Genomic DNA, 22,091 nt, shown 5'->3' on the forward strand with positions numbered 1-22,091 from the left:
TACCACTGGTGTAAATTTTCTCTTTTTGACTAGTCCTATTTATATGCTAACATCACATTACTATACCAAGGATCCGAAACATCTCTTGATAATAATTTATAAATCTTGTGATCTGGATCATTATTGAACATACGATTTAGATTACGCATATTATTTTCATCCATACAAATTAAATAATCATACGACAAATAATCACTCATTGTAGCTTGTCTTGCGTAATGTCTAGAAAATGGAATCCCCTTTTCTTTTAGTTTACGCTTAGCCGGAGGATAGATATCATTACCAATTTCTTCACGACTTGTAGCTGCACTAGAAACATATAGTTCGACTCCATTTTTCTTTGCCAAATCTTTCATAATATACTCAGCACTAACACTACGGCAGATGTTCCCATGGCATATAAACATAATTTTTACCATCTTCAAATTCTCCTTTATTTATAGCACTTTTCCTTTATATAAAGCACTTATTGACTTTTAGACTTTTTTCGTAACTTGGCATATTTTGGCATATTTTATCATGGTTTGGACCTGTTTTGGTATAAAATGAGGTATAAAAACCAATGGTTTGAACCCAGCCTTATTCACAACCTAATCTTGACAATTCTTCTTGAGCATCTTCAAGTTTGATGTGTGTATAAGTATTCATAGTCACCGTGATATCCGAATGTCCCATAAGATACTGAAGTGTCTTAGGATTCATACCAGCCTTTGCCATCTTACTACAATACGTGTGTCGACAAACATGTGGATGTGTCAAGTATAGGACAAAAAAAATTTTATTTTTTTCTGCCGAAGACTATCTGACGCTTCCATCAGGTAGTCCCAGCACCTTTATTATCTTCTGATAAGTCCTTCTTGTCCTGCTCAAGTTACCTCTGTTCCGAAAAAATATCGTCAAAATTCCATTCGATTTCAATTTCATCCTGACTATGAACACGGATCACCTTGATAATCTCACGCAACTTCTCTGTATCGAACTTCTGAATTCCCAAGAAATCTTTTAGTTTTATTTTATCAGAAAGTTCATTTTGTTCAAGAAGCTTTTTACTATTCTCCGCATCTTCTATCTTTCGTTTTATTTCCTCCAGCTGTACACTTATCTTTCCAGCTCTCTGCTTATACGAATCACGATCTATACGACCATCTTTGTAAGCATCATAGAGTTTCATCTTTTCCGAGGTCAACTGTCGGCTTTGTTTTTGCAATTCTGCGGTATTGATCTCTTTGTCGTCGCATTGCCTGTTGGAAGATACTTTCTTTTCTTTTTCCAACATTGACGCTGCATACTGATGGACAAGCCCAAGGATATTCTCCTCCAGCGGTTCCCGTCGGATCACCAGACTTCGACACACAGGATCTCCATTGGTTCGAGCATCTGAGCATTTTAGCAGATGCTCCGTTTCTTTTAGTAAAGAATGCCCACAGTTGGCACATATCAGTAATGCCGGCTGTTTTTTACGCCTTTCCAGAGTAAAATTGGTGCGTGATTCCGCAACACTTCTCTTCTTTTTCGGATGCATTTCATTTGCTTTTTCAAACAATGCCCTGTCTATAATTGCCGTATGATGATTTTCCAGGCGAATCCATTCTGTTTCATCATTCAGAACTGCTTTATGACCGGTATGCATACTGCAACGTGTTTTTCCCCAGATTCTGGTTCCAATATAAATCTCATCCCGGACAATTGCCGCTACTGTCGTAGGGCTCCAATGTTTCTTTTTGATCGTGTCAAACCTCTGGAACTGCACCTGATCCCCTCTTGATAATTTCTGCTCATCACAAGTGGCAATCGCCTGTCTGTTCAATTCCCTTGTAATATCTGCAAAACTTGTTCCTTCCGCTGCCATCCGAAAAATCATTTTCACGACTTTTGCAGCCTCCGGATCAACTTCCAGTCTTCCGTCTTTTCCTTTTTTATAGCCATATCTGGCATTTACTGGAAGGCGTGTACCATTTCTCGTTCTTGTCTGTAATGCTGATGAAATTTTCTTGGACAAATCCAGGCTATACATATTGTATACCAGATTCTGCAATGCTACATTCATTCCACCAGTCATTCCGCTGCTTGCTGCACTGTCATAGCTGTCATTAATCGAAATAAATCGAATCTGTAGAAGTGGGAAAATATATTCAATATAAAATCCAACTTCCAGATAGTCTCTTCCGAATCTGGAAAAATCTTTTACAACTACACAGCCGATTTCTCCACTTTTCATGTCATCCTGCAGCTGTTGAAATCCCTGCCTTTTAAAATGAGTACCGCTGACACCGTCATCCACATATTCCAGGATATCTGCCTCAGCAACACCCAACTGATCAATCACAAATGATTTTAACAGAATTCTCTGAGAAGTTACACTGTCGCTCTCTTTTTTGGCTCTGCCATCTACATTGTCATCTTCTGCGGATAAACGGATGTAAACAGCTGTTTTTCTATGATCTGTCATCTTGACTGCGCCTCCTTCTCTTTCTTTAATTTCTGTAAATCTGCAAACTGATCGTCATATACCAGCTTGATCTCATAATCATACTTACCATGGATAATAATTGAATCCACAAAGGCATCTGCCATTTCTTTTGTCAGCTTACGCTTTGACATATAAGTATGTATCACATTTCCCCAGCCTTCTTCAATGTGGTAATCCTGGGAATACCGAACCTTTGCCGCCAATACTGTGTCCAGACGGCTCTTGATATTCTCAATTTCATTGGAATAGATCCGAGAAAACTGTATGTACTCTTCTTCTGTAATCAAACGTTCCGAGTAATCTTCATATAAATCCGACTTACGCTTACTGATTCGGCTTAGTTCCCGTCGGAGTTTCCCCACCTCTTTATCCAAAAGCAGGTACTGTGTCTGATTTTTGGAAGCTGCATTCATTTCCTGAATCATTTTTTCTGTATCCAATACGGTTTTCATATGCGTTTGGATCAGGCGAAGAACATCGTCATCCACATATTCTTTTCTGACTCTGTGCCCTTTGCATTGCTTTCCTCCGGATTTATGGTTAGTATTGGCTCCGCAGATATAAAAGAATGTGCCATTTCTTTCTCTGGACAACGTCATGCGGTTGCCACAGCCTCCGCACCATATTTTTCCTGTATAGAAATTATGATTTCGAATAGCCCCATTGTTCTGCTGATGTTTCTTCTTATAAGCTTCCGTATATTCCTGAATTTTAGATTGTACCTGTTGAAACAACTCTCTATCTATAATCCCTTCATGCGTGTTCTCCACATGCACCCATTCACTCTCTGGTCGATTTCTCTGTTTATTTTCCTGGAAAACACTTTGCTGATATTTTCCAAATACAGAATCACCTGTGCAATGAACATCCTGAAGTACTCGCTTCACTTCATAATTATTCCAGGGTTTAGACTCCGGAAGCGGCTTTTCACCGGTTTTATAGAATTTTCTCTGTAAAGTCGGCGATAAAACTCCATCTTTATTGAGCTGTCTTGCAATATCACTATAATTCCTGCCATCCATATACATAGAAAATATACTTTTCAGATGTTCTGCAGCTTCATCATCAACAATCAGCTGATGATGGTCTTCTTCTGACTTTCTGTAACCATACGGTTCCCAGGCACTTGTAAATTTTCCCTCTTTCCAAAGTGCTTTTTTTGCGCTGCTACTCTTCTTGGCAAGGTCTTTCGAATAGAATTCATTGATGATATTCTTCAGTGGAACTGTAAGATCCACACCTTCTCTGAAAGAATCGAAATCATCTGTCACAGCCAGGAATCTTACATGGAAAAACGGGAATACTCGTTCAATATAATTGCTGGTTTCGACATAATTTCTGCCAAGTCTGGACAAATCTTTTACAATAACACAATTGATTTTTCCATGCTTGATATCTTCCATCATCTGTACGAATCCAGGACGGTCAAAATTTGTACCTGAATAGTCTGAGTCCTTATAAACTTTCGCAACCGAAATATCTTCCGTATCTGCTACAAAGTTTTTCATCAATTCCACCTGGGTTTCTATCGTTCCTCTTTCTAGTGTTTCTTCTGTTTCCATTGAAATTCTGGCATACAATCCTGCCCGGAATGGTCTGCTCATCTCTGTCTGGACGGTTGCACTGCTGACTACTTCCGGAATGTTTTTCCTGCTCTTTCGTGCCATTTTATACAACCTCCTTTACCTTGACCTGCAGATTATTATCATCATCTATTACCGTATCAACTCCCATAGCCGGTAATTGACTCAGCAATGTCTGATAACAATCATCAAAATCAAAAGTGATCTCTATATTCTTTTTATCATATACTCGGATTTGCCTGATCAGTTCTACCACCACAGTGCGGGACAGTTCTTCAATATCTTGATATTTCACAAAATAATCCAGCCAGGTATTGGCATTGTCTGCTTTTTCCAGCTCACTATCCATTTCTTTCTGGATCGCACGGATACTCTCTTCCGCATTTTTAAGCCTCTTTCCATAGGCTGCATGAAGCTCTACATAGTCTTCTTTTGATACAATGCCCTCTTTCATATCCGAATAGAGCATCATCCGTAACTCCTTACAGCGTTCTGTCTCCTGTTTTTTCTTCTCCAGCCTGTCCTGCAGCTTCTTCATATTGATCTCCTGAAATGGCACAGTACCAACAAATTCCAGGACTCTTTTCAGGTGCAGGATATTCTGGATATGCTGTTTCAGCATCACCAGTACGGCATCTTCCAGATCCTTTTCCGGTATTCTATGACTGGAACAGCGTTTTGTTTCTTTATTTGTGGAACATAGATAATAAGCATATTTTTTCCCTGCCACAGTGGAAACCTTTCTTGTCATAGGTGCACCACAATCCGCACATACAGCAATTCCGGATAACAGATATACCTGCTTTTGGTCAGGTGAAGTACGTGTATCCATGCCCAGAAGTCTCTGAACAATTTCAAAATCACGGTCACTCACCAGTGGCTCATGATTTTTCTCAATCCGGATCCAGTCATCTTCCGGTTTCACATAAGTCTGCTTCACTTTATGGTTCGGTGTTGTCCTTTTTCCCTGCACAAGGTTTCCGATATAAACCTCGTTTTCCAGTATTCTGCGGACTGTAACAGAACTCCAAAGTGCCTGTTCTTTCTGTCGGAAGCCAGTTTCATAATGACTGCCACTGCTGATTTTATACTCAAATGGGGAAAGAATACCCAGTTCATTTAAACGATTAGCGATCGCATCCTGACTCATTCCCTGCAGCTTCATCTTAAAAATATCCTGTACTACACTGCCTGCAGATGGATCAATCTCTAATTTATGCTTATCTGTCTTTGTCTTCCTGTATCCAAAAGCTACAAACGGAGTCACGCATTCGCCTTTTTTCCTCTTAATCTCAAGATTACTCCTGATCTTAATAGAAATGTCACGGCAATAAGCATCATTGATTAAATTCTTAAATGGGATAATGATTTCGTCTGCCTGATTCTTTCCCTTGAGACTGTCATAATTGTCATTGATGGCAATGAAGCGCACACCAAGAGCCGGGAATAATCTCTCGATATACTTCCCGGAATCAATATATTCCCTTCCAAATCGTGATAAGTCTTTTACCACTATGCAGTCTACAATCCCACGCCGGATATCTTCCAGCATTGCCTGGAATGCTGGGCGCTCAAAATTAGAGCCTGAGTATCCATCATCAACTCGGACTGAAACAACTTCAATATCTTTTTTGTCTTTCAGGAAATCCAGAATCAAAGCTTTCTGGTTAGAAATGCTATTACTTTCCAGTTTTGCTGAACTGGAAATATCGCCATCTTCTTTAGATAATCTGACATAGATGGCGGCATGATAGATTTTATTGATATTCTGATACATATCTTACCTCCTTTTATTACGTCAGAAAATCCATGTAATAAAAGGGGGCTGCATAATTTGTCCTTACCGACATTCTAACACAGTCCCCTCAATCTTGCCAGTACTTTTTCAGACACTCAGAAGCATATTCTCAAATGCCTGCTCCATAGATATACCGTTATTAGCAAATCTGACTTTTACTTTCATATTACCGATCCGGACCAAATATGGATTTCCTACTTTATTCAGAAAAATATCTCTCCGTTCCTGAAGCGATTTATTTCTGTCTGCTTTTATCATCCGTAGGTCAGTCATTTCATTGATATCTACATCACTGAAATCCTGCTCCAGATAGTTTCTATATTCCTCTGCCGTCATGCCCTTCTCCTTCCATTCCCATCTGAATCCGTACTGCTTTCAGTACCCGATCCAGGCTCCACTTATTTACTCTTCCGCATTTCTCAATAATACATTTTGTAGAAATGCTCATAACCTGTTCGGCCAAGGCTAGGCTTCCTTTTCGGATCCCTGTCATGTCATATTTACTGATAAATACATGTGTTGGCAAATACCGCTTCTTATATATTCTTGACGTCAGCGGAACTACTGTAATGACTGAACTGTATGTATTAGCTTTGTTGTTACTTACTACGATCACCGGTCTTACTCCACCCTGAACCGAAGTTGTCGGGAACATACCGAGATCCGCCCATAAGATATCTCCTCTTCGAATCGTCACTTGTCATCTCTCCAATCCTTTTTTATTTGTAAAGCATTCATAGCGCTATATTAGCTCCACAGGAATACGGCAGAGTTCCTTTCCAAGACGGAAAGCTCTGCCGCATAACCTCTATAGCCAATTTGATTATTAAACAGTGCTCGCTCGATTCTATTTATCCTCGATACCCCGAATCGTTACTCCCGCATATGCAGGAAGGGAATAATAACCTGCCCGGATGCATACTCCGGACCACAACCCGGAAACTCTCGTTTCCAGGCTCCAGCAGTTCATAGGTTTACCAGTTACAGACTTCTCAGGATCTGCAAGTGTATCGCATCTCATACATATCATCGCATCACCAGCCTGCCAGCTGGCTTCGGTCAGTGCTTTTTCGCAGCATTACGGACTGAACTAAAAATCTTTGTTTTGTCTTATAATCCTATAGCGGCATCTTCCTCGTGCTCTTTGCATGAAATGTCACGTCAGTTATTATTGGATATTCAGTTATCATGGTTCATTTTAGGAAGTCCTTTAACTTCCTCTAATTACTAAAGTCAAATGACTTTGGCAGATGCAAAAGATTTTGAAAAATTTTTTAAAAAAATTTATTCATATACATTTCACGCATCTTATTAAGAGTGGATTTTAACTTGTATGACAGCATCTGTCTGGAAATCCCCATAATCTCCGCCATCTGTGTCTGTGTCTTGTTTTCAAAGAAAATACCATAAATAATCATGCGTTCCTCTAAGTTCAGTTGATTGATCACTGTGTGAATATCCTGCTGTTCCATTTTTGTCAGTACACAGTGCTCCACATCACAGTTCAGATCTGGAAAATCCTCAATCATGAAGCCTTCTCCATCAATGGACTGACCGCTGTAAGGTACTTCTCTCAGCATCTTATCCACAACCTCACCCAGTTCATTCTTAATCTCAACTTTTTTTGCCTTGCTGCTTCTGTAAAAATTATTCATCGCATACGCAACTTCTTTTGTAATCTCGATCATTTCTCCATCAATATTTGCGTAATACTTTCCTTCGTAAAAATATGGGTGTTCAATATACATATCCGTTCCTCCTGAATTTGAAATCTTGTTGCTCGTTTCAAATTCGGAAGGAGGACCTTTGTTTAGGATCATGCCTGCTCCGCCTTCATCCTGCCGGGACACATCCGCAGTTATTGGCTGATAAATTCAGGCACGAAAAAAAGCCCCAGTAGTTTTTCTTAACTACTGAGGCTTCTGTCTCTTTCTTGTATTCAGTTATCTATGCCCTCTTTCATCAGCATAATCATTGTATCAGGATAAAGTTCACAAAGTATCCGCAATACGTTCCCATAAGTTCATGTCATAACAGAAATCGTACATATTTCGGTGTTAAAAGTTCACCCTGCTATTCTTTTACTTCTTTTCCATCTATATAGAGTTCAAATATATCAGGATTATTGACAACATCATAATCCTTTCCATATTCTACAGGTCTGTATTCGACTGTCATCACCGACGCTCCGTCTTCAATATCCTCTTTCCATAGATATATATTCATACCAAGGCTCGTCGCATATCCTCTGTCCGTAGAAAACTTTATCGAATAAAAGAACTTTTCTTTAATACTAATCCTATCCGATACCAGTCTTTTCCCTTTCTTGCAAGCAGTAATCCCAGCCCAAACTTCTGGTACATAATCTGCACAATCAGAGATACTTCATAAATTCGTTACTATTTTTCAATTATAATACTCTGATAAAAATATCGAGGACCTCATTTTCAGAGGCCCTCTTAATACAAACTTTCCATGAACATCTCGAGCTTAAATCCAGAAGCAGTTATCCTGATATGTACATTAACAGATCCTGTGTATAATATTGTTAACTTCCTGATGAATTAACTCTCGACTGTACGAGAACCTTATAATAATGGATTTGTGACTGTTTTATAAGTTAACTCTCGAGAGTTAATTAATTCTCGTGTCGTTAACGATATAACACGCACAAACCGCATAAATAAGCCATTTATTTGGAACGAGAGTTAATTTTACAGGAAGTTAAGAAATATACTATAAATGAGCAAATTTGAAAAATTGCACAAAATTATCCTGCTAACTTCATAAATGCCTTAAAATCATTACTTCCTTTTGCAAGTTGGAAGAGATACTGATACTTTTCTGTCTGAATAATGCTTCCAATCCGGTGGTAGCCTTTTTCAAAAGAACAGAATTCACCAGTCCCTGTCACACACATAAAATGTGCCATTGACATAAGAAGCCAGTATCTTCGGACTCCCTGTGCAGAACGTATCTGATAGCTGTCCAGTGCCAGTTTATTCTTACACTGGCGAAAAAATACCTCTATCGGTCACCGGCAGACATAATAAGACAGTGTTTCGTCCAATGATAATGAAACGTCTGTACTGAGAAAAGCACGCAGTGCTTTTGGATTTCCAAATGCTTTTTCCGGATAACTTAAAAGAACTACGGCATTTTCAATACCGTTGAGTTTTCCCTCATAACGATACACGTAATATTTTTGTTTTTTCACTGTCACAAGGCGAAAATTGGAACGTGTGGACGTTAAAAAAGCAGCAAACTCATTAAGTTTCTTTTTGAATCCAAATGGATAAAGCATCCGGTTTGTTTTCAGTGCACCTATGGTATGAAATCCTCCGGCTGCGAAAGTGTTGATTATTTTTTCAGAAGTATACCAGCAGGAAAGCATAACAGCAACTGCCTGGTGTCCGTAATCCTGTTTCCCCTTTAAATGGGATTGGTGAAAGTACGCGTCTTCAATTGGATGCAGAGCCTGTGACGAAGGCTTTGTTTTTGAAGCTGTCGTATCATCTACAATACAGAAAAAAGGCTTTCCGGTGCGAGCTGCTTCTGAATAAATAATCTCTATAACAGAACGTTTTAACGTATCTGAAAGTGAGGAATCATCCCATTTTCCTGAATTAAGGAAATGTGCGATCGTAGTCCTGTGACAGGAACTGTTTTTAGCAAAGTCCGTGGTTTTCCCATGGTATCCTAAAAGAAATATGCTGATCAGAATGCTCATAAGATGATTTATCACTCGATTGGAATAAAATTTGTATAAGTTTAATTTCTTAAGCTGGTTGTATATGAATGTAGAATGATGTATAGTATTTGCGAGAGACACCTTCTTTCGTAAATGTTGCAAATGTTTGTTTAGGTACTTTCATTATACAACACACGGAATCAAGGTGTCTCTCTTTTATGCAAAATCACGAACTTGCTCATTTATAGTTAATTATCTGCCTACAATTCTATCAAAAAAAGTAAAAAATACTTAAATTCGGAACAGATTACATTAATGGCTCAATATATCCTAGCTTTATTGCTTTGTTATAAGCTTCAACTGTATTAGATACTTCAAGTTTATCATAAATATTTTGAATATGGTTATATAATGTACGTTCACTTATAAAAAGATTCTTTGCTATTTTCTTCTTTATATCCCCCTTACAAATTGCTCGTAATATTTCAATTTCCCTCTCTGTTAATACCTCAATATCTGGAATTTTATTATAATATGTTTTATTACAAAGAACTCTCTTTAATCTTTCTACTAATTCCTCCATAGAAACAGACTTATTTATAAAATCCGCAGCTCCTTTGTCAAATGCCATCTTTTTGTATATAGGCATATCATACGAAGAAAGTATAACTACTTTTGAATCTGGATTAATTGATAATATATCTGCCAATATTTCAAATCCATTCTTTTCAGAACTATTCTTTAAATTTATGTCCAATAGAATAATATCAAATTCTTTTTCTCGAAACGTACGGAAAAAATCATTCTCCCTTTCAACATAGTAGCAAAGTGATACAAATTGACTCTCTATCAGTAATTTCTTTAAACTCTCTCCAAATAATCTATGATCATCAAATAGTAAAATTTTCACTAATCTACCTCCAGCTCGACACTAGACCATAAAATGCCATTTGAATAATTATATGTCAATTTCCCATTGTTTGCCTCTACAAGCACCCTCAAAAGTAGCACACCACCTTTAGACTTGAAAATATTTTCATAATCTATTGCACTCGCCCCATCACTCTTGCAGTTAATTATTAACACCATATTTTCGTCCAATTTTATTTCGTATTTGATATAAGTCGCATTGGAATGCTTAAAAATATTGTTAATCAATTCCTTACTAATCTGTAACAGCATTTCTAAATGCACTTTATTTTTTAGATATTTTTCTGCTTTTTCATTTATATCAATTTTTAATTGAACTTTCTTATTTGGATATATGGCTTGTATAGAATTTAACATATTTTCTAAATTAATATAGGCACCATATTCCAGAAAAATATTTGCCGAATAAAAATTCATCATTTTCCTTGCACGATCTTCCAGATTTAATAAAACCTTTTTCGATAGCACAATATCCGGTTGTTCTAATGCTAATAAATTGTAAGATGCTCTGATATCCTGGACAATATCATCGTGAAGTATTCTTGAAAAATTCTCTCTTTCAGTATTTATATACTTTGTTAAGAAAAAAAAGGAACTTATTTCTCTATAAAATTCTTGCCTATCCTCTATATGTATCATAGTTAATATTTCAAACAATAGCATAAAAACCTGGAAAATCATATTAAGGCAAAATGAATCCCAATCAAAAATATAAGATATATATACTACTAGTGGTATCCATAAGGTTAAAATATATTTTGACTTCTTTGCAGAAGTCGGAAGTATATGTACATATTTGAAATTTATCCATTTATACTTAACAAAAATATCTACCGCCATGCCCAATACTATCATAAACGAAGAAAAAAGGACAAACCGATTAATGTAAAAAAGCAATCCCAAAAAATAAGAAATAAGAACAGTTATTTCTTCCTTATATCTTTTCCTGGCTAATAAATTCCTTGCCTTATACAATAAAAATAATACAAATGCGATTTCAAAAATTATAATACCTGTTCTATGTATCATGGAACTACAGAATAATATAGGAACTGTATAATCAATACTATCCACTATATCTGTTTTTTTTTGTGATGTCATAATATATACATATAATGCACTAATAAAACAAACTAACAATATCATAGATAATGCATTTATCTCTACAGCATCATTTGTAATCAAATTAAATTTATAAAAAAAACTCCACATAACAATTATAGCTATATGGAGCAGAATATATATGCTGTACTTACTCTTCATACTCTTTTTCACCCACATCACTGAAACATCATTTACCGTATCTAGTAGTATGCCATTACAATTCTCTCTTTAGTGGCCATTCGCAGAACAAATACACTAACACACAAACTTATTACATACTTTATTATAACAGTTAAAATAAAATTTTATATCTGATTTTTGATTATCCGCATAAACACCATACTTTCAAGCACTTTGAAGTATAGAAAATTATTCAATTTACCACGAATTTACCACGATTGAATGAGCCTTGATATGACAATAAAATAGCACTAAAAAGACACCTTTAACACTTAAACGGTGTCTTTTGTTAAAAAGCAATCAATCCTAAGACTAACTGCTTTGTGTGTATAGATATAATTTGATTAAGTTTTAAAACCAGCTTATTTTTTCATCTCTAAATTGAGGGTTCTCGCTGTGCTGATATGGATTGTAGTTATTCAAATTGCAACCATATTCTTTTAATGATTTGATTTTGTTATCTTCTGTCCATTCAATTAAGGAAATACCGTCAAATTCTTCAATACTTCCTGTATTCATTTCATTTTTAAAATACCACTCTACAACAGTTTGATTTCCCTTATGAAAGAACTGCTTAATATCCCAAATAATAACTTTACCACGAGTATTCCATTCGCTAAACCAATGTTTTACTGTTTTAAGGTTTTCATATTTAGGACACCAGCTTTCCGTATAAACAACATCTTCTGTGAAAATTCTATCCATTCCTAAATCTTGCTGTTTAAGCCACATATCGAACCATAAGTGAATGATTTTTTCTCTCTCATTCATAATAGAACACCTCAATCCTAAGACTAACTACCTTGTATATATGGATATAAAATTGTCAAGCTGGAAGTCAACTATCTTACGATAAATCTATAAATTGCATAGGCAACCCATATAATCCAAGAAAAAGCCCATAAATCAAAGAGAATACTTACTGTTAAATAAATGATAGCAACGGCGATTGCTATTATCCAATTTTCTTTTTGGTTTTTTTCCATAATTGACCACCTCCACAACTTCTAATATGTCGCTTTCTTCATATCCATATTATACCATTCTCGTATCAGCACCACAATAAAATTTTATGCACCGATAATCTTATTGAACAGCTCTAACAGCACATCATTTCATCATTCCTTTCTTGGTACGAAAAAAGCAGTCAATCTTTATATTAACTGCTCTATTTGTAGTAATATTAAGTTGTCAAAATTACAATTTTATTGATTGAAGCATAATCAATACTCACTTTTATCCGATATTGAGTAAACTATGAATTACCCATGGTTGAGCTGTAATCATAACTATAAATATATAAATTGTATATAACATTATTTCGACCATGTCATTAACATTTTCGGACTGAAGCCTTTTTCTAAAATTGATGGGTAAAATTTTTGATAGCAGATAATATATCAAATATCCTAAACATGCTCCTACAGTATTTATGATAAGGTCATTTATATCTGTTGCCCCCCAGCCAAACATCTGAACAATTTCAATAGATAAGGAAAACAGAAAGCCAGTTAAGGTAACATTCTTTATATGCTGATACTTTTTATACAGTAATGGTAAGAAAAAGCCCAAAGGAACAAATAAAACAAGATTTAGTATGGTATCTATTGGTCCGCTTATCATACCACAAAATGGAATTATAGAAATTTTTGGACGAAATGATATTGTGCTTGTATAACCAATACCTGTTACAGTTAAAATTCCAAATAAATAATAACAAAACACAAACACAGCGATAATATGAAAAACACTTTGTTTTCGTCCCGATTTTTTTAACACAAAAAAATACAATATAAGAACTGGAATTATAAACACATACCCACTTATTGAACGAATAAGAATATCGGAAATTGGTAACATATTTTTCACTCCTTTACATGAACTCATTACATATATTTGTCAGTCCGTTTCTTCCATAAAGATAACAGCAAAAATTAAAAATTATCCAACGAAAAATCGAAAATTTTTCTTAAAATTTTATTTATTCTACATACTCATATTATAGCAATTCCATGTATTCGCTACAATAAAAAATTATCGTATTAGAAAATTGACTGTTCATACGGTATATGTTCCTTGTCGCTAGCTTTAATACGGTGTCCTTTATTCCAAATCTTACGCATAAATCAATCACTCCTTTCTGGGTACGAAAAAAGCAGTCAATCCTAAGACTAACTGCTTTGTGTGTATGGATATGAAGTTTTGCAAATGGGAATTTTATATTACTTTTAATGCAATTTCTAGTATCAACGAAAAAATACAAATTGATAAAATAATGATAACTATTTCAACATTTCCTAGTGATATAAAACATTGAAAAATCAGCATAATTCCTACTAATAATATAGCTGTTCCCTCAATTCTTGAATGTAGCTTTATGTTTTTTACCCCATTATATCTTTTGATAAGGGGCAATTTACCTTTGATAATACTGAATACCCCTAAAACCACCATTATATTACCTAGTATTAGCCCTATCATATTTACCACCTTTTCTAAATCTTTAATTTTCAGTTCTATAAATCGAAATTTTCTTGTTTAAATTTATCTTTGAAAAAGCCAATTAAAATTAAAGCAATACCAAGAATTGCAACTGGTATATAAATAATATTAGGTATATGATAAACAAATCTATCAATTCCAGACATAGCAATATAAATAATTATTCCCACACAAATTAAAATGTTTTTATCTTTCATAGCTGGTCTCCTTTACACCTTATTATTTGTCCGTTTCTTCATACCCATATTATAACAGTTCCATATATCCGCTACAATGAAAATCTATTCAGTAAGCCTATTTTTTCGGCTGTCCCTGCGGTGTATGGTTCTGTGGACTGCCTGCGTTCTGATTGCCTTTATTTTTCAACGCAATATCCTTTGTCTTTACATATCAATTTATGTACAGTATTTGTAATCAAAGTTTTTGATGTTCTTTCACCTGAATTGAAGTACTCCAATTCAGGTGCTCCATTCCTTTATCTCCTCTTGATTATCTAACACAGAAAAGAAAAAGCCCTGTCAAGAGCCTTGCCACCATTGGTGGTGCTTTGCACTCTTTACTGGGCTTTTTGTTTGCTGTATCTTCCATGCAAGAGGAAATCAAAGACCTCTGTTCCATTTCGCCTTTAGATAATCTTCATAATCTCCCTCATTAAAATCTACTTGTGGAGAAGTATTAGGAATGTTTTTTCTGTTATCAATATCTGCAAGTTGACGGAATATCCAGTCATCATAAGGATTGTGATATTTGTATTCTTTCGGTTGTTCTCTGTATCGGTCTAACCCTCGCATTTCCTTATGTACTTTCATCATGCGTTCTATTTTCTGACGCTGTATCAACTGCTTGATTTCCATAAGTTCTTCCAACTCCGTAACCTCATTGGTAATGTAGTTATGAATATACTGTATGAGTTTATATACCTTGTAAAATCTGTATTCTTTTTCATCATTGAAAAATTCATTTTCAGACAGATAATCTAAGGAAACATTAAAGTCCTGTTCCCGTTTGATAATATCCATGATGTAAGGCTCGGTGTGGTCGATATACTTCCATTCTCCCGACAATAATTCATTGGGTGTTACTCCCAGCACGTCCATTATCTTTTCCAGCGTATCAAAGGTAGGATAATTCACGCCACGTTCAATCTTAGAAAGGCTCTGCATATTGATACCGATTTTGTCCGCCAGTTCCTGTTGTTTCATTCCTCTGTGTTTCCTTATGGTCTGTATGTTCTCTCCTAAGAAACTGATTTTCTTTTCGTAATGCTCCATGACTTAGTATAAACACTCCTTTCATTGCTTTTTTGGTATTTATAAGCATATCATACTTAATATATATCGAAAAGTCAACAAAAACTTCTTGACAAGTAATTCTAATGGCGTTATTATCGTATCAGATAGAGTGATTAAGCACGCTAGGGTCAATCACACGCTTGAGTAAGCATAGAAAAGATGTATTTTCACTTTGATAGCATGAATAAGCATGGACTATCAGACAGAAAATAAGGTTTCTGACTGGGGCTGTTCCGTTTAGCCACGAGCCTTACAAGGCTCGTGAGCGTTAAGAACGGATCAGACACAGGAAGAAAGGGAACGCCTTTAGGCGTTCATAAAGGGCGTATATGTAACACCGCCCTGCGCATACATGTCATAGTACCTAGAAACTGTGATAAATAAAGGAAAAAACACAATTTTTACCCCGCAAAAAACGGGACATACGAAAGGAGTAATGCACTATAACTACACACAAAAATTTATCCGTTAAGATTGATTACATCAGCATTGTATTTGAAACGGCAACTGCTGAAGATGTCATCATGCACATTTTAGGTTTACCGACTGACATTTTCAATGTCTATCCGGCAAGCATTAAATACAAAACCTATCAAGCACGCTGGCAGATTGGAGATATTTATGTATCGGGCGACGCAAGAAAAACAGAGGATAACCCACAAGGGTTAGGCTGTTATCTTGTTATGACCGGCAGAGGGTGTGATGATATTTTCCGTATTCTCGACAGTAGGAATTGTACTTTTGGGGATATGTTCAAACATTGTGAGCGAAGATACGGACAGGATAACTTCCACTTCACAAGGCTTGATATTGCCATTGATGATAAAAACGAAAAGCCATTTTTTACCATAGAGCAGATAAAGAAGAAATGCGAAAAAGAGGAATTTATCTCGAATAGTGAGGGCTACCACTTTGACGAAAGCAAGTTTGATGATTTCGACACCGCAAAGACTGTTTATATCGGTGCTGGTAAATCGGGATTGTCCTACCGCTTTTATGATAAGGATAAGGAAGTCTGTTCAAAACATAATAAGACGCTTGAGGAAGTCGGCAGTTGGAAACGGACAGAAATGCAACTGCGTGATGATAAGGCTCATGCTTTTGCCATGACATTCAAGGAAAGACCGCTGGAACTTGGAGAACTGGCTTTCGGTCTATTGGCAAACAACCTACGCTTTGTCGTACCAAACAGAAACGAAAGTAATAAGAGCAGATGGAAAACTTGTCGGTTTTGGGAACGCTTTTTAGGGGCTGTGGAAGTCTTAAAACTGCAAGTACCAAAACAGCAAAATTCCCTTGAAGAAACACAGCAATGGCTCACAGAGGGTGGCGTGATTTCCGCTGTCAAAAGTTTTTACTTCTTGGAAGAACATGACGCATTAGGCGGACTGGAAAAAGTGGGAACTATGCTTGATAAGGCAAGATACAGCAATTCCCTTTCCAGTAAATTAACCGCCCATTTACAGAGGATAAACCGCACCGACCTTATCCCCTATATCCAGTATGACACGAAACATGGGAAAGGGGGTATCTGATGAATAACAACGATATTCCCGTATGGGAAAAATACACCCTTACCATTGAAGAAGCGTCAAAGTATTTCCGTATCGGAGAAAACAAGTTAAGACGCTTAGCAGAGGAAAACAAGGACGCTGGCTGGCTCATTATGAATGGCAACCGCATACAGATTAAACGCCGACAGTTTGAACAGGTTATTGACAAATTGGACGCAATCTAATGCAAATGAGCCTTGTATGTGTTATGATGAACACAAGTCATATCAAGGCTCTTTCCAACAAGGAAAGGAGCAGACACCATGAAAGAAAAAAGACGGGATAACAAAGGTCGTATCCTGCATACTGGAGAGAGCCAACGAACAGACGGGAAATACTTATATAAATATGTAGACGCATTTGGAAACACAAAATATGTGTATGCTTGGAGATTGACACCCACAGACCCGACACCAAAGGGAAAACGGGAAAAACCCTCACTTCGTGAACTGGAACAGCAGATAAGACGGGATATTGAGGACGGTATCGACAGCACAGGCAAGAAAATGACGCTTTGCCAACTCTATGCCAAACAGAACGCACAGAGGGCAAATGTGAAGAAAAGCACAATAAAACAACGGGAACAACTCATGCGGTTATTGAAAGAGGATAAGTTAGGTGCTAGGAGCATTGATACGATAAAACCCTCTGACGCTAAAGAATGGGCGTTACGCATGAAAGACAAAGGCTTTTCCTACAATACCATTAACAACCATAAACGCTCGTTAAAAGCGTCATTCTATATCGCCATACAAGACGATTGCGTAAGGAAAAATCCCTTTGATTTCAAGTTAAGTGAAGTCCTAGAAAATGATACCAAAGAGAAAGTTGCATTGACAGAGGAACAGGAACAAGCCTTACTCTCATTCATCAAGACGGACAATGTGTATCACAAGTATTATGATGATGTGCTGATACTGTTAAAAACAGGACTTCGTATCTCGGAACTGTGCGGACTGACAGTAGCCGATATTGATTTCAAGAATGAAGTTGTGATTATCGACCACCAGTTACTAAAGAGCAAGGAACAAGGCTATTATATTGAAACGCCTAAGACGAAAAGCGGAATAAGGCAAGTACCATTAAGCAGAGAAACGATACAGGCATTTCAACGGGTTATGAAGAAACGCCCAAAGGCAGAACCATTTGTGATAGACGGACGGGGTAATTTCCTATTTGTCAATCATAAGGACAAGCCAAAAGTTGCGATTGATTACAACGCCTTATTTGTCCGTATGGTAAAGAAATACAACAAGCACCACAAGGACAATCCCTTGCCACATATCACACCGCATACGCTACGCCATACGTTCTGCACAAGGCTGGCAAGCAAGAACATGAACCCAAAAGATTTACAGTATATCATGGGGCATTCAAACATTAGTATCACAATGAATTGGTACGCTCATGCGTCCATAGATACCGCAAAATCAGAGGTTCAGCGTCTATTCGCATAAGAAGTATTTACCACGATTTTAACCACGCTTGATAGCGAAAATATAAGAAGATAGACCTAGATATGTGAGGTTTACCATAAAAGAAAAATGCCCGTAGAGCCGATAAAATAAGGCTTTGCGGACATTTAAGAAGATATAAAAAGATAGTCAAAAAGACATATATAATTTAATATAAATTATTGCTCCAGGAATAAAACATACTCTCAATAATTAAAATAAAAAAATAAAATACTGATATACGCAAAGAAATTCCCTTATATTTATTCATATCTCTTATAACCAAAATAACTGCATTAATAATTATACTGCTTAATAAGGTAAATGTAAAGAAATCAAGTATTTGGGCAACATCAGGTGATCCTATTTTGTATATAGTAATACCTAACAGTGGCATAAGAAGTAAGAGAGTTGATATCCACAAAGAAACTGTATGATTAATAAGGATAGATTGAAGCCTAGTCCCATTTGCAATCAACCACTCTATTCTTCTTGTGATTTTTTCCATTTGTAGTAAATCTTTACTTAATTCACAGGCAAATATAATATATAAAAAAATATACCCCTTCCAAAGCATATCAATATAAGTATATGAGCCAATTATTTTTTCCTGCCCTTTACTAAATAAGGTTAATATACCAAAAATAATTGCTACTAGACTCATAAAAACAAAATTACCTGTTAAAATTTTTTTCACATGAATCCTAATAATAGTCAAATCCATTGTCCAACACTCCTTACAACACTTTCATTGTCTAATTTAGAAATCTTTCTGAAAGAAATAACAGCTAAAATTGTCGCACCAATTATATTCAGAATAATAATAAAAATATACATACTAATATTTAAACCTGATACAAATTCAACAATTTCATTCGCACACATAGCACTAATATAAATCAGAAAAAAATTTCCAAAAAAGACCATATTTTTAAATAACTTATATTTTTCTACAGAAAATGTAATTGTATTGAAAAATAGAACTTCAGTGTAACTCATTATTACTGTCGATATAAAAAAGGCTATAATACCAAAAAATGAAATTTTAAAATCTATGAGATAATAACCTAATACAAATATAATAAAAGGAATTATAATTGATGCTTTTAAAATTTGTATTGTGTAGGCCTTAATAATAAACTTTAAATCAATCCCTGATGCTAAAAAAAACTCCATCCGTTTACTCATTTTATCTTTCACTGTCAAATCTATTATTATAGAATTTGCCTGAAGAAGAGTACATCCTAAAAGAACTACAAAAAAAACTAAAATAAGATAATCTGTTCCTTTTGAATAAAATTGATCCTGTTGAAATACAACCAACATCAGTGTCCCAAGCACTCCTACTCCTAACATATTAAAAATTGTAGATTTACTCTTAAATATAATATAAAAAACAGCTTTTTTAATATTATTCATAATCTCCACCTTCTTTTATAAATAACTCTTCCAGTGTTGTCCCTTTTATGTTATCTATATCCTCATTGAAAACAACCTTACCATTTTCAATCATAGTGACATAATCTGCACTTTTCTCAATTTCACTTAAATCATGAGATGTAATCAATATTGTTTTTCCTTCTTCCTTTAGTTTCTGGATAATCTTTCTTATTTCAACACGAGACAACGGATCTACCCCTGATGTTGGCTCATCAAGGTAAATAATCTCACTGTTGATTAGTATAACGATTAGAATTGACAATTTTCTTTTCATTCCTTTTGAATACGTACTAACACGTTTCAATAAATGTTCTGTAATATTTAATGAATCACTATATTTCTTATAGTCCTTTACGTAGTATCCAAAATACAACCCAAAGATTTTCAAGTTCTCCAAACCTGTTTTATCCTCATATAAATAATCATTCTCAAGCAACATTGCATGTTTACCCGATACAGATATTTTTCCTTCATCTGGTTCGTATAATCCGGTGAGTAAACGCAATAGTGTAGTTTTTCCTGCTCCATTTGCTCCTATCAAGGCATGGACAGAATTTTTCTTGACAGTAAAATTAAAATTTTGAAATAATTTCTTACCATCAAACGCTTTTGAAAGATTGTAAATAGAAATAATATTTGTCATTATATTAACAGCCTCCTAAACTCATTTGGTATATATTGGGAATACCATGCACAATTTTCAAAGCCTCTTTCTTTAGCAGCTACTAACCCACGTATTATGCAATAACTACAAAAGTACTTTTTTTCACACCCTGAGCATTCTTTACTTGTATAATCTGGAGCTTGTATACCACGAATCATATTCATTAATTGATAATTATTTGAAAACAACTGTCCGATATCCTCTTTAAATACATTTCCCAAAGATTTAATCACTGTCTGGTTATCCATTGCACAAAATTTGATTTCTCCCTCTGGCGTTATTGAAGGATTCGATGTAAATGCTCCACAATTCTTTGCGTTGCTATTTCCGTCTTTAATTTTATATAAAAACCCTTTTCCATATCGGGTATTAATGTTTTCTATTACTTTACCAACCCTTTCATGTTGTTCTAATGTCTTTAAAAGCAAATTATTTTTATCCTCTAAATCAGCTCTTCCCATAGGAGTAATTGCTGATATACCATAAGTTTCGATACCTGCTTCTTTTACCCATCCTGCAATATTTTCAATTTGGTCAATGTTTTGCGGTGTTACCATTGTAACAACTCTCATCAGTATTCCTGAATTATTAATTCTCATAATTGTGTCTTTAACACGGTGAGTAATATTGGGTATTTGTGTTCCCATAAACCAATTTATATAATCATCATTATCTCCGTGTAAATCGATTTGTACAACTGTCTGCTCCTTATGTTCTGCAATCAGTGCGAACAATTCTTTATTCCAAAATAAACCATTCGATAGTATACTTACTAATGAATAGTCAAGATTATACGCTTCATTCAGGATTTCTAAAAACCTCGGATGACACGTGACTTCTCCACCTGTAAATTCTACTACTCTTGTCCCTGCTTTACGTGCATCCTTAAGTAACTTCTTTATTTCCTCTGTATTATCTTTAAATGCATTCGTTGCACAATATTCTCCATAACAGTGCAAACACTTTGCATTACACCTATGTGTAATTTCTACAGAAATAGCTGATGGATACTGTGTTTTTCCATTTCCAAGTATTGGTATTTCTATTGGATTTGTTTTTTTTAAATACTCCACAGAAATTCCTGGATTTTTCTCCAATTCATTCAAAAAATTATTTAATTTATACTTAGCCTGTTCTTTCTTCTCTAAATGACAACTGATCATCATGTCAACTAGATCATCAAATGTTTTTGTCCCATTTAGGTTACGTATAATTTCTAAAGCATCTTTGTTAATGCGATACAATGATTCACCCATCTTTTCATAACGGTTATTTATTACAAGAATATAAGAATCTCTTTGTCTTTCTATTGCTTTTACGTTAATTAATCTCAGATACATACCTTCTCCTTATTGTTGTTTAACCTACAATATAATCAATCTTATTTCTATTATCATCTGTAATTATTTTATAGAAAGAACAGGAAGTGA

General features: G+C 35.4%; 26 protein-coding genes. 3 read left to right on the forward strand and 23 right to left on the reverse strand.

What is annotated here, in order from left to right; translation table 11 throughout:
• Positions 1 to 35: 35 nt before the first annotated feature.
• The 19 genes from KTQ83_RS06065 to KTQ83_RS06155 form a co-directional block, all read right to left on the reverse strand.
• The gene (locus KTQ83_RS06065; protein ID WP_244975794.1) at positions 36 to 419 is read right to left on the reverse strand and encodes a low molecular weight protein-tyrosine-phosphatase; all 384 of its coding nucleotides are present in this window, start codon (positions 417 to 419) and stop codon (positions 36 to 38) included.
• A 160-nt stretch (positions 420 to 579) separates the two neighbouring features.
• A complete protein-coding gene (locus tag KTQ83_RS06070) occupies positions 580 to 759 on the reverse strand; it encodes a tyrosine-type recombinase/integrase (RefSeq protein WP_280636085.1) in 180 nt (59 codons plus the stop codon).
• 112 nt (positions 760 to 871) lie between these two features.
• Positions 872 to 2,449, reverse strand: coding sequence for a recombinase family protein (locus tag KTQ83_RS06075; protein WP_138344195.1), 1,578 nt, complete (start codon positions 2,447 to 2,449; stop codon positions 872 to 874).
• A complete protein-coding gene (locus KTQ83_RS06080; protein WP_118758656.1) occupies positions 2,446 to 4,137 on the reverse strand; it encodes a recombinase family protein in 1,692 nt (563 codons plus the stop codon). Before KTQ83_RS06080 ends, KTQ83_RS06075 begins: the two co-directional genes overlap by 4 nt.
• A gap of 1 nt (position 4,138) precedes the next feature.
• The gene (locus KTQ83_RS06085; protein ID WP_139009371.1) at positions 4,139 to 5,830 is read right to left on the reverse strand and encodes a recombinase family protein; all 1,692 of its coding nucleotides are present in this window, start codon (positions 5,828 to 5,830) and stop codon (positions 4,139 to 4,141) included.
• A 108-nt stretch (positions 5,831 to 5,938) separates the two neighbouring features.
• On the reverse strand, positions 5,939 to 6,187 hold the full coding sequence (locus KTQ83_RS06090; protein ID WP_015568866.1) for a DUF6870 family protein: 249 nt from the start codon (positions 6,185 to 6,187) through the stop codon (positions 5,939 to 5,941).
• The gene (locus KTQ83_RS06095) at positions 6,168 to 6,548 is read right to left on the reverse strand and encodes a type II toxin-antitoxin system PemK/MazF family toxin (protein ID WP_005344285.1); all 381 of its coding nucleotides are present in this window, start codon (positions 6,546 to 6,548) and stop codon (positions 6,168 to 6,170) included. The genes KTQ83_RS06090 and KTQ83_RS06095 overlap by 20 nt, the downstream gene beginning before the upstream one ends.
• Positions 6,549 to 7,125: 577 nt before the next feature.
• Positions 7,126 to 7,599 carry a sigma factor-like helix-turn-helix DNA-binding protein gene (locus KTQ83_RS06100; RefSeq protein WP_171030278.1) on the reverse strand — a complete coding sequence of 158 codons (474 nt, stop codon included), beginning with the start codon at positions 7,597 to 7,599 and terminating at the stop codon, positions 7,126 to 7,128.
• Positions 7,600 to 7,924: 325 nt separating this feature from the next.
• Positions 7,925 to 8,077 (reverse strand): hypothetical protein, encoded by a 153-nt coding sequence (locus KTQ83_RS06105; RefSeq protein ID WP_015529888.1) that lies wholly within the window; start codon positions 8,075 to 8,077, stop codon positions 7,925 to 7,927.
• A 544-nt stretch (positions 8,078 to 8,621) separates the two neighbouring features.
• Positions 8,622 to 8,783, reverse strand: coding sequence for a hypothetical protein (locus KTQ83_RS06110; protein WP_217285031.1), 162 nt, complete (start codon positions 8,781 to 8,783; stop codon positions 8,622 to 8,624).
• 102 nt (positions 8,784 to 8,885) lie between these two features.
• Positions 8,886 to 9,581: a transposase gene (locus KTQ83_RS06115; protein ID WP_015529886.1), complete on the reverse strand. Its 696-nt coding sequence runs from the start codon at positions 9,579 to 9,581 to the stop codon at positions 8,886 to 8,888.
• A gap of 268 nt (positions 9,582 to 9,849) precedes the next feature.
• Entirely contained in the window at positions 9,850 to 10,452 is a 603-nt protein-coding gene (locus tag KTQ83_RS12630; protein ID WP_055039879.1) for a response regulator transcription factor, read from the reverse strand.
• The gene (locus KTQ83_RS06125) at positions 10,452 to 11,735 is read right to left on the reverse strand and encodes a sensor histidine kinase (protein ID WP_055039880.1); all 1,284 of its coding nucleotides are present in this window, start codon (positions 11,733 to 11,735) and stop codon (positions 10,452 to 10,454) included. The genes KTQ83_RS12630 and KTQ83_RS06125 overlap by 1 nt, the downstream gene beginning before the upstream one ends.
• 372 nt (positions 11,736 to 12,107) lie before the next feature.
• Positions 12,108 to 12,527 carry a nuclear transport factor 2 family protein gene (locus KTQ83_RS06130; RefSeq protein ID WP_154304157.1) on the reverse strand — a complete coding sequence of 140 codons (420 nt, stop codon included), beginning with the start codon at positions 12,525 to 12,527 and terminating at the stop codon, positions 12,108 to 12,110.
• A 71-nt stretch (positions 12,528 to 12,598) separates the two neighbouring features.
• Positions 12,599 to 12,742 (reverse strand): WxxxWxxW domain-containing protein, encoded by a 144-nt coding sequence (locus tag KTQ83_RS06135; protein WP_173690091.1) that lies wholly within the window; start codon positions 12,740 to 12,742, stop codon positions 12,599 to 12,601.
• A gap of 250 nt (positions 12,743 to 12,992) precedes the next feature.
• The gene (locus KTQ83_RS06140; RefSeq protein WP_156341622.1) at positions 12,993 to 13,616 is read right to left on the reverse strand and encodes a VanZ family protein; all 624 of its coding nucleotides are present in this window, start codon (positions 13,614 to 13,616) and stop codon (positions 12,993 to 12,995) included.
• A gap of 357 nt (positions 13,617 to 13,973) precedes the next feature.
• Positions 13,974 to 14,237, reverse strand: coding sequence for a hypothetical protein (locus KTQ83_RS06145; protein ID WP_005428607.1), 264 nt, complete (start codon positions 14,235 to 14,237; stop codon positions 13,974 to 13,976).
• A gap of 35 nt (positions 14,238 to 14,272) precedes the next feature.
• Positions 14,273 to 14,455 (reverse strand): hypothetical protein, encoded by a 183-nt coding sequence (locus tag KTQ83_RS06150; RefSeq protein ID WP_005428606.1) that lies wholly within the window; start codon positions 14,453 to 14,455, stop codon positions 14,273 to 14,275.
• Between the two features lie 402 nt (positions 14,456 to 14,857).
• Entirely contained in the window at positions 14,858 to 15,529 is a 672-nt protein-coding gene (locus KTQ83_RS06155; protein ID WP_156341620.1) for a helix-turn-helix domain-containing protein, read from the reverse strand.
• A 494-nt stretch (positions 15,530 to 16,023) separates the two neighbouring features.
• Between KTQ83_RS06155 and KTQ83_RS06160 the strand changes: the two genes are divergently transcribed.
• The 3 genes from KTQ83_RS06160 to KTQ83_RS06170 all read left to right on the forward strand — a co-directional run bounded on the left by KTQ83_RS06160 (position 16,024) and on the right by KTQ83_RS06170 (position 18,560).
• On the forward strand, positions 16,024 to 17,085 hold the full coding sequence (locus KTQ83_RS06160; RefSeq protein WP_256151268.1) for a replication initiation factor domain-containing protein: 1,062 nt from the start codon (positions 16,024 to 16,026) through the stop codon (positions 17,083 to 17,085).
• Positions 17,085 to 17,288 (forward strand): excisionase, encoded by a 204-nt coding sequence (locus tag KTQ83_RS06165; RefSeq protein ID WP_002607397.1) that lies wholly within the window; start codon positions 17,085 to 17,087, stop codon positions 17,286 to 17,288. The genes KTQ83_RS06160 and KTQ83_RS06165 overlap by 1 nt, the downstream gene beginning before the upstream one ends.
• Positions 17,289 to 17,366: 78 nt before the next feature.
• Complete coding sequence (locus KTQ83_RS06170) at positions 17,367 to 18,560, forward strand: site-specific integrase (protein ID WP_173750762.1); 1,194 nt, start codon at positions 17,367 to 17,369, stop codon at positions 18,558 to 18,560.
• A 166-nt stretch (positions 18,561 to 18,726) separates the two neighbouring features.
• On the opposite strand, the gene KTQ83_RS06175 is transcribed toward KTQ83_RS06170, so the two are convergent.
• The 4 genes from KTQ83_RS06175 to KTQ83_RS06190 are packed head-to-tail and all read right to left on the reverse strand — an operon-like array spanning position 18,727 to position 22,001.
• The gene (locus KTQ83_RS06175; RefSeq protein ID WP_173826542.1) at positions 18,727 to 19,281 is read right to left on the reverse strand and encodes a hypothetical protein; all 555 of its coding nucleotides are present in this window, start codon (positions 19,279 to 19,281) and stop codon (positions 18,727 to 18,729) included.
• Positions 19,272 to 19,976, reverse strand: coding sequence for a hypothetical protein (locus tag KTQ83_RS06180; protein WP_015529881.1), 705 nt, complete (start codon positions 19,974 to 19,976; stop codon positions 19,272 to 19,274). The genes KTQ83_RS06175 and KTQ83_RS06180 overlap by 10 nt, the downstream gene beginning before the upstream one ends.
• Positions 19,969 to 20,640, reverse strand: a complete 672-nt coding sequence (locus KTQ83_RS06185) for an ABC transporter ATP-binding protein (RefSeq protein ID WP_015529880.1) — start codon at positions 20,638 to 20,640, stop codon at positions 19,969 to 19,971. Before KTQ83_RS06185 ends, KTQ83_RS06180 begins: the two co-directional genes overlap by 8 nt.
• On the reverse strand, positions 20,640 to 22,001 hold the full coding sequence (locus KTQ83_RS06190; protein WP_173751416.1) for a radical SAM protein: 1,362 nt from the start codon (positions 21,999 to 22,001) through the stop codon (positions 20,640 to 20,642). Before KTQ83_RS06190 ends, KTQ83_RS06185 begins: the two co-directional genes overlap by 1 nt.
• Between the last annotated feature and the right edge of the window lie 90 nt (positions 22,002 to 22,091).

The organism is Holdemanella porci, from assembly GCF_019052655.1.
GTDB lineage: Bacteria > Bacillota_I > Bacilli_A > Erysipelotrichales > Erysipelotrichaceae > Holdemanella > Holdemanella hominis.

Coding starts and splice junctions, on each gene's coding strand:
- KTQ83_RS06065 (WP_244975794.1), bottom strand. CDS start 419: ATGGTAAAAATTATGTTTATATGCCATGGGAACATCTGCCGTAGTGTT.
- KTQ83_RS06075 (WP_138344195.1), bottom strand. CDS start 2,449: ATGACAGATCATAGAAAAACAGCTGTTTACATCCGTTTATCCGCAGAA.
- KTQ83_RS06080 (WP_118758656.1), bottom strand. CDS start 4,137: ATGGCACGAAAGAGCAGGAAAAACATTCCGGAAGTAGTCAGCAGTGCA.
- KTQ83_RS06085 (WP_139009371.1), bottom strand. CDS start 5,830: ATGTATCAGAATATCAATAAAATCTATCATGCCGCCATCTATGTCAGA.
- KTQ83_RS06090 (WP_015568866.1), bottom strand. CDS start 6,187: ATGACGGCAGAGGAATATAGAAACTATCTGGAGCAGGATTTCAGTGAT.
- KTQ83_RS06100 (WP_171030278.1), bottom strand. CDS start 7,599: ATGTATATTGAACACCCATATTTTTACGAAGGAAAGTATTACGCAAAT.
- KTQ83_RS06105 (WP_015529888.1), bottom strand. CDS start 8,077: ATGAATATATATCTATGGAAAGAGGATATTGAAGACGGAGCGTCGGTG.
- KTQ83_RS06110 (WP_217285031.1), bottom strand. CDS start 8,783: ATGGCACATTTTATGTGTGTGACAGGGACTGGTGAATTCTGTTCTTTT.
- KTQ83_RS06115 (WP_015529886.1), bottom strand. CDS start 9,581: ATGAGCATTCTGATCAGCATATTTCTTTTAGGATACCATGGGAAAACC.
- KTQ83_RS06125 (WP_055039880.1), bottom strand. CDS start 11,735: ATGAAGAGTAAGTACAGCATATATATTCTGCTCCATATAGCTATAATT.
- KTQ83_RS06130 (WP_154304157.1), bottom strand. CDS start 12,527: ATGAATGAGAGAGAAAAAATCATTCACTTATGGTTCGATATGTGGCTT.
- KTQ83_RS06135 (WP_173690091.1), bottom strand. CDS start 12,742: ATGGAAAAAAACCAAAAAGAAAATTGGATAATAGCAATCGCCGTTGCT.
- KTQ83_RS06140 (WP_156341622.1), bottom strand. CDS start 13,616: ATGTTACCAATTTCCGATATTCTTATTCGTTCAATAAGTGGGTATGTG.
- KTQ83_RS06145 (WP_005428607.1), bottom strand. CDS start 14,237: ATGATAGGGCTAATACTAGGTAATATAATGGTGGTTTTAGGGGTATTC.
- KTQ83_RS06150 (WP_005428606.1), bottom strand. CDS start 14,455: ATGAAAGATAAAAACATTTTAATTTGTGTGGGAATAATTATTTATATT.
- KTQ83_RS06155 (WP_156341620.1), bottom strand. CDS start 15,529: ATGGAGCATTACGAAAAGAAAATCAGTTTCTTAGGAGAGAACATACAG.
- KTQ83_RS06165 (WP_002607397.1), top strand. CDS start 17,085: ATGAATAACAACGATATTCCCGTATGGGAAAAATACACCCTTACCATT.
- KTQ83_RS06170 (WP_173750762.1), top strand. CDS start 17,367: ATGAAAGAAAAAAGACGGGATAACAAAGGTCGTATCCTGCATACTGGA.
- KTQ83_RS06175 (WP_173826542.1), bottom strand. CDS start 19,281: ATGGATTTGACTATTATTAGGATTCATGTGAAAAAAATTTTAACAGGT.
- KTQ83_RS06180 (WP_015529881.1), bottom strand. CDS start 19,976: ATGAATAATATTAAAAAAGCTGTTTTTTATATTATATTTAAGAGTAAA.
- KTQ83_RS06185 (WP_015529880.1), bottom strand. CDS start 20,640: ATGACAAATATTATTTCTATTTACAATCTTTCAAAAGCGTTTGATGGT.
- KTQ83_RS06190 (WP_173751416.1), bottom strand. CDS start 22,001: ATGTATCTGAGATTAATTAACGTAAAAGCAATAGAAAGACAAAGAGAT.